We start from the raw sequence: 5,121 nt of genomic DNA, 5'->3' as shown, positions 1-5,121 counted from the left end.
GAAAAGGCTCAGGGTGGTGCGGGCCGCCATCACTGCGTTTGCCACCCGTATGTCAGAGATCACTGAAAGGCCGGAAACCTCGGCACCAGCTCGTAGACCCGGTGCCGGCGAAGTGGGACCCGCCCTTCTCGACGTCGATGAGCCGAACCCCGTCGCCGTGAAGGGCGCGTTGTCCGGGCAGGAATCGCTCTGCACGTACCAGTGCAACGGCGGGGGGATGGTCCAACCTCGCGGCAAGCCCGTCGGGTTCATCCCAGAACTCGGAACAGGCAACTAGGGTCGCGGTGTGGAGAATTGGATTGCCCTGAACCGCGACAACTGGGACGAGCGCGCCCGCCCCCACGCGCAGTCACCCGACTACGGGGTCGAGCGGTTCCTGACCGACCCCGACCACCTCTCAAACGTCATCCGTTTCGATGTTCCCCGGCTCGGCAACGTCCGCGGGCTCAAAGGTCTGCACCTGCAGTGCCACATCGGTACAGACACTCTTTCGCTGCACCGACTGGGCGCCCAGATGACGGGTCTCGATTTCTCTTCCGCTTCGCTGGAGCAGGCCCGGGCACTGGCTCAACAGACCGGGGCAGATGTTACCTACGTGCAGTCCGACGTCTACGGAGCTGCGAACGTCCTGGCTCCCGGGGAGTTCGACCTGGTCTTCACCGGCATCGGCGCGCTGTGCTGGCTTCCGGACATCAAGCGGTGGGCCGAGGTGGTGGCGGCGATGCTGCGCCCGGGTGGCAGGCTCTTCATTCGCGAAGGCCACCCCATGCTGTGGAGCATCGACGAGTCGCATCACGACAAGCTCGTCATCGGCTACCCGTACTTCGAGCGCACCGAGCCCCAGATCTTCGACGAGGGCGGTACGTACGTGGAGACCGACCACACGTTCCAGCACACCCGCAGCGCAGAGTGGAACCATGGGCTGGGCGAGATCGTCACCGCGCTGATGGAAGCCGGCCTGCAGCTGACCATGCTGGTCGAACACGACAGCGTGCCTTGGGAGGCGCTGCCGAACCAGATGGAGGAGCTGCCCGGCGGGGAGTACCGGCTCAGGGACCGGCCCTGGCGGTTGCCGCACTCGTACACCCTGCAGGCGATCAAGCGCCGGTAGGCCATGCCCGCAATGGATACTGCTACTATCCGATAGTGCGAGTATCCGAGTTGGCTCAGCGAGCGGAAGTCCCGCTCTCCGCAGTGAAGTACTACCAACGGGAAGGGCTGCTGCCCGCCGGGGTCAGAACGGCGCCGAACCAGGTCGTTTACGACGAGGCGCATGTCCGGCGGGTGCGGCTGATCCGGGCGCTGCTGGAGATCGGTGGCCTCTCGGTCTCGGCCACGAAAGAGGTTATTGCGGCGTTGGATGCCGATGGCGCCCCTCTGGCCGAGACGTTTCAGGTGGCCCAGCACGCCATGAGTGCTCGGCGGACTCAGGAGTCTCCGGCGAGTGAGGCGGCGCGGGGTCGCGTCGAAGCCCTGGCGGTGTCCCGGGGTTGGTGTTTCACCGATGACAATCCCGGAATCGAGGCTGCGGCCCGGGCTCTCGACGGACTGCAGGCCATTGGGTTCGGGGCGCCGGACGACTATCTGAATGCCTACGCGGACGCCGCGGCCAGTGCGGCGGCGGCCGACCTTCAAGCCCTCACCGGGCTGGAGGAGCCGGATGCGGTGGCCGAACTCATGCTCGTCGGAACGGTTCTCGGCGACCCCCTCTTCGCCGGGCTCCGGCGGTTGGCGCAGCAGGATGCCACGCACAACCTCTTCCCCGTTCCCGATCCGGAATGAGCGCAGCCATGAACGCTTCTCAGCATGTCGTCCTCGGCGGCAACGGTGTCGTCGGCCGCGAAACGCTCAGCGCCCTCATTGCTCAGGGCCACACGCCTGCTTCAGTCGGCCGGCGCCCTTCGAGTGTCGAGGGGGTGAATTCGGTGGCCGCTGACCTGCTCGACAGCGGTGAGGTCGCACGTGCTTCACGCGGGGCCGAGGTTGCCTATCTGGTGACTGGGCTGCCGTATTCGTCGCGTGTGTGGGCCGAGCAATGGCCGGTCATCGTCCGCAACAGCATCGACGCCGCCCTCGAACACGGCACGCATCTGGTGTACCTCGACAACGTGTACGCCTACGGCCACGTCGACGGGGCGATGATCGAGAGCACCCCGGTGAACCCGTGCAGCAAGAAGGGCCGGGTGCGGGCCGACGCCCTGGATCTTCTGGAGAAGGCGGCCGACCGCGGGCTGACCGTGACCATCGGGCGCAGTGCCAACTTCTACGGGCCGGGTGCCTCGACCAGCGTGTTCAACACCTTCGCCCTGGACAAGGTCGCCGCGGGCAAGTCCGGCACCTGGCTCCTGAATGCCGACCAGCCCCACTCCCTCACGTACACACCCGACATCGGCCGAGGGCTGGCCGTTCTGGGCACCCACGACGAGGCGCGTGGCCGCACCTGGCACCTGCCCACCGCTCCCGCTCTGACCGGGCGCCGGTACATAGAGTTGGCCGGTGGCCAGACCTCGGTGATGGGCGCGACCACCCTGCGAATCGGCGCTCTGTTCAACAGCTCTGCCCGCGAGACACTGGAGATGAGCTACCAGTACACCGCGCCCTACGTGTTCAGTTCGGCCGCGTTCGAGCAAACCTTCCGCATCGGGCCCACGCCGGTCGAAGAAGGCATTGCCGCATCTCAGGCGAAGACATGATGCTTGCGGCGGTGCGCCGCGCCTATGCGTGGCACCGCCCCCTGATGACCGTCTCCGCGCTCATGGCTGTCTGCGTACTGGTCAGCCTTGCAGGCCTTTTCCTGGATTCCCGGGAGATCCTCGGAGCGCCGGCCTGGGCCAAGCCGCTGAAGTTCTCCCTCTCCATCCTGATCTACGCCGCCACCTGGGCCTGGCTCATCGCCCACCTACCCCGCCGGCAGGCTGCCGCCCGAGGGCTGGGCACGGTGATCGCGATCAGCCTCACCGTCGAGCAGGTGCTCATCGTGTTGGCAGCTGCGAGCGGAACCACCAGCCACTTCAACGTTTCGAGCGGTCTGCATGCCGGCGTCTGGGCAGCGATGGCCGCGGCGATCACCACGATGTACCTGTGTACTTTCGCCACATCGTTCGCCGTCTTCTTCCTGCGCCTGCGAACTCCGGCACTGACCTTCGCCGTACGGGCGGGCGTGGTCATCGCACTGGGCGGGATCGGCGTCGCCTTCCTCATGACGGCCCCCACCTCAGCGCAGATCAACACGCCCACCGGGATCGTCGGCGCCCATGCCGTCGGCGTCGAAGACGGAGGACCGGGGATACCGGTGCTCGGATGGAGCACCACGGGTGGGGACTACCGGGTGGCCCACTTCGTCGGAATGCACGCGCTGCAAGCACTTCCGCTCTTCGCCCTACTACTGGAGATCGTGACTCGGCGACTTCCCCGCCTGGCCGCGCCGATCGTCCATTTGTGGTTCGTCGTGATCGCCGCGGCCGGGTACGCCGGCGGGACCGCACTGCTGACCTACCAGGCCGCGCTCGGGCAGTCGGTGGTGCACCCGTCCGGGGCGGTACTTCATCTGGGATGGGTACTGCTCCTTGCCGGAGGATTGCTGGCCGGCGCCGTTGGTGTCGGACTGTCACCGCCCCCGACAGCGCGCTTCTTCGGGCGACTGACCTGGGGGCGGTTCCGGCGTCCTAGCGCACCAGCAGGGTCTGCAGGCGACTGATCCGTCCGCCGGTGATGGTGGCGATGTCTACGCCTCGAGCCGCCGGCTCACCCGTCGGGGGACCGAACCGCCAGGCCAGAGCGGCCGTTCCGGTGCCTTGGTACAACGGTCCGTCTTCGGTGAAAGCGAAGTCCGCCGGCACCGAACCGAGCAACCCCGATGCTCGCGCAACCAGGGCTTTCCGCCCCGTCACCGCACCGTCCTCGTCGGCGAACACCACGTCGTCGGTGTACGTGCGCCCGGCCGCATCGTCGCGGGCCTGCGGATCACGCTGACCGAAGACCTCGTGAAGGTTGGCCCGCATCAGTGCCGCCACCTGCTCGTCCATGATTCCTTCTTTCTTGTGACGCAACGGATCAGAACTGGCTTGCGCCGCCGTCGGCGTAGATCTGTGACCCCGTCACGAAGCTACTGGTGCTGCCGGCCAGGAAGAGCACGGTGTCGGCGATCTCCTGCGGCTGTCCCAGACGCCCCATCGGAACCCCCGAGGCCAGCCCGTCCAGCAGAGCGTCGGCTCCGGCCTCGTCCGCGGCCAGTCCGCGCAGCCCCGGTGTCCCGATCGGCCCGGGGGCGATGCTGTTCACCCGGATGTTCCGGCCGGCCAGTTCTGCCGCCCAGGACCGGGTGAAGGAGCGCAGCGCGGCCTTCGAGGCGGCGTAGACGCTGAACGACGGGCTGGCCTTCACGTCGATGTTGGAACTGGTGATGATCACCGAGGCGCCGCGGTTGAGCAGGGGCAGAGCCTTCTGCACGGTGAAGATCGTGCCGCCCACGTTGGTGTTGAAGGTGCTCGCGTAGTGCTCCCAGGAGATGTCTTCCAGGGCTGCGAACTCTCCGCCGCCGGCGTTGGCGAAGAGCACGTCGAGTCCGAGGCCGTGCTGACGGATGGTCTCCATCACCCGGTCGAGCGCGTCCAGGTCGGCCACGTCGGCGCTGATTCCGGTTGCCCGCTCACCGATCTGGGCCACCGCCAGGTCGAGTGTCTCTTGGCGGCGGCCGGTGACGAAGACGTGTGCGCCCTCGTCCGCCAGTTTCTGGGCCGCGGCGAGCCCGATGCCCGAGGTGGCTCCGGTGACCAGTGCCGTCTTGCCGTCCAGCTGTCCCATCGTCCTGCTCCCTATATCTGTACTGAGCGATACGGATATCAGGAACCGGCGCTGGGCGGCGTTTATTTCTGTACCGAGCAGTTAGGCTGTGATCGTGAGCACAACAGCGGAGCGGGGACGACCACGGGGGTTCGACGCCGACCAGGCCCTGGACCGCGCGGTCGAGGTGTTCTGGAGGCACGGCTACGACGGCACCTCGCTGAGCGATCTCACCTCGGCCATGGGGATCAACCGTCCCAGCCTCTATGCGGCCTACGGCAACAAGGAGCAGCTCTTCCACCGCGCCGTGGCCCGATACGCCGAGGTGGACATGGCCTA

At 67.0% G+C, this 5,121-nt stretch carries 8 protein-coding genes; 6 read left to right on the top strand and 2 right to left on the bottom strand.

Annotated features, from left to right (window positions below; translation table 11 throughout):
- The 5 genes from LWF15_RS35710 to LWF15_RS35690 all read left to right on the top strand — a co-directional run.
- The coding region (locus LWF15_RS35710) for a hypothetical protein (RefSeq protein ID WP_232815441.1) at positions 1-277 on the top strand (277 nt) is incomplete at its 5' end.
- A gap of 9 nt (positions 278-286) precedes the next feature.
- Complete coding sequence (locus tag LWF15_RS35705; protein ID WP_232815440.1) at positions 287-1,111, top strand: class I SAM-dependent methyltransferase; 825 nt, start codon at positions 287-289, stop codon at positions 1,109-1,111.
- Positions 1,112-1,146: 35 nt separating this feature from the next.
- Complete coding sequence (locus LWF15_RS35700; protein WP_332879969.1) at positions 1,147-1,782, top strand: MerR family transcriptional regulator; 636 nt, start codon at positions 1,147-1,149, stop codon at positions 1,780-1,782.
- A gap of 8 nt (positions 1,783-1,790) precedes the next feature.
- The gene (locus LWF15_RS35695; RefSeq protein WP_232815438.1) at positions 1,791-2,693 is read left to right on the top strand and encodes an NAD-dependent epimerase/dehydratase family protein; all 903 of its coding nucleotides are present in this window, start codon (positions 1,791-1,793) and stop codon (positions 2,691-2,693) included.
- Positions 2,690-3,697, top strand: coding sequence for a hypothetical protein (locus tag LWF15_RS35690; protein WP_232815437.1), 1,008 nt, complete (start codon positions 2,690-2,692; stop codon positions 3,695-3,697). Before LWF15_RS35695 ends, LWF15_RS35690 begins: the two co-directional genes overlap by 4 nt.
- Here LWF15_RS35690 and LWF15_RS35685 read toward each other — a convergent pair.
- Both LWF15_RS35685 and LWF15_RS35680 read right to left on the bottom strand, forming a co-directional pair.
- On the bottom strand, positions 3,666-4,025 hold the full coding sequence (locus LWF15_RS35685) for a nuclear transport factor 2 family protein (RefSeq protein ID WP_232815436.1): 360 nt from the start codon (positions 4,023-4,025) through the stop codon (positions 3,666-3,668). The genes LWF15_RS35690 and LWF15_RS35685 overlap by 32 nt on opposite strands.
- Positions 4,026-4,053: 28 nt before the next feature.
- On the bottom strand, positions 4,054-4,803 hold the full coding sequence (locus LWF15_RS35680) for an SDR family NAD(P)-dependent oxidoreductase (protein ID WP_232815435.1): 750 nt from the start codon (positions 4,801-4,803) through the stop codon (positions 4,054-4,056).
- A 94-nt stretch (positions 4,804-4,897) separates the two neighbouring features.
- On the opposite strand from LWF15_RS35680, the gene LWF15_RS38025 reads away from it, so the two are divergent.
- A partial coding sequence (locus tag LWF15_RS38025; protein ID WP_232815434.1) for a TetR/AcrR family transcriptional regulator occupies positions 4,898-5,121 on the top strand: 224 nt, incomplete at its 3' end.

The organism is Kineosporia rhizophila (assembly GCF_021277265.1).
In the GTDB taxonomy this organism is placed as follows: domain Bacteria; phylum Actinomycetota; class Actinomycetes; order Actinomycetales; family Kineosporiaceae; genus Kineosporia; species Kineosporia rhizophila.
This window is presented reverse-complemented; position numbering and strand designations above follow the sequence as displayed.

Coding starts and splice junctions, on each gene's coding strand:
- LWF15_RS35690 (WP_232815437.1), top strand. CDS start 2,690: ATGATGCTTGCGGCGGTGCGCCGCGCCTATGCGTGGCACCGCCCCCTG.
- LWF15_RS35685 (WP_232815436.1), bottom strand. CDS start 4,025: ATGGACGAGCAGGTGGCGGCACTGATGCGGGCCAACCTTCACGAGGTC.
- LWF15_RS35680 (WP_232815435.1), bottom strand. CDS start 4,803: ATGGGACAGCTGGACGGCAAGACGGCACTGGTCACCGGAGCCACCTCG.
- LWF15_RS35695 (WP_232815438.1), top strand. CDS start 1,791: ATGAACGCTTCTCAGCATGTCGTCCTCGGCGGCAACGGTGTCGTCGGC.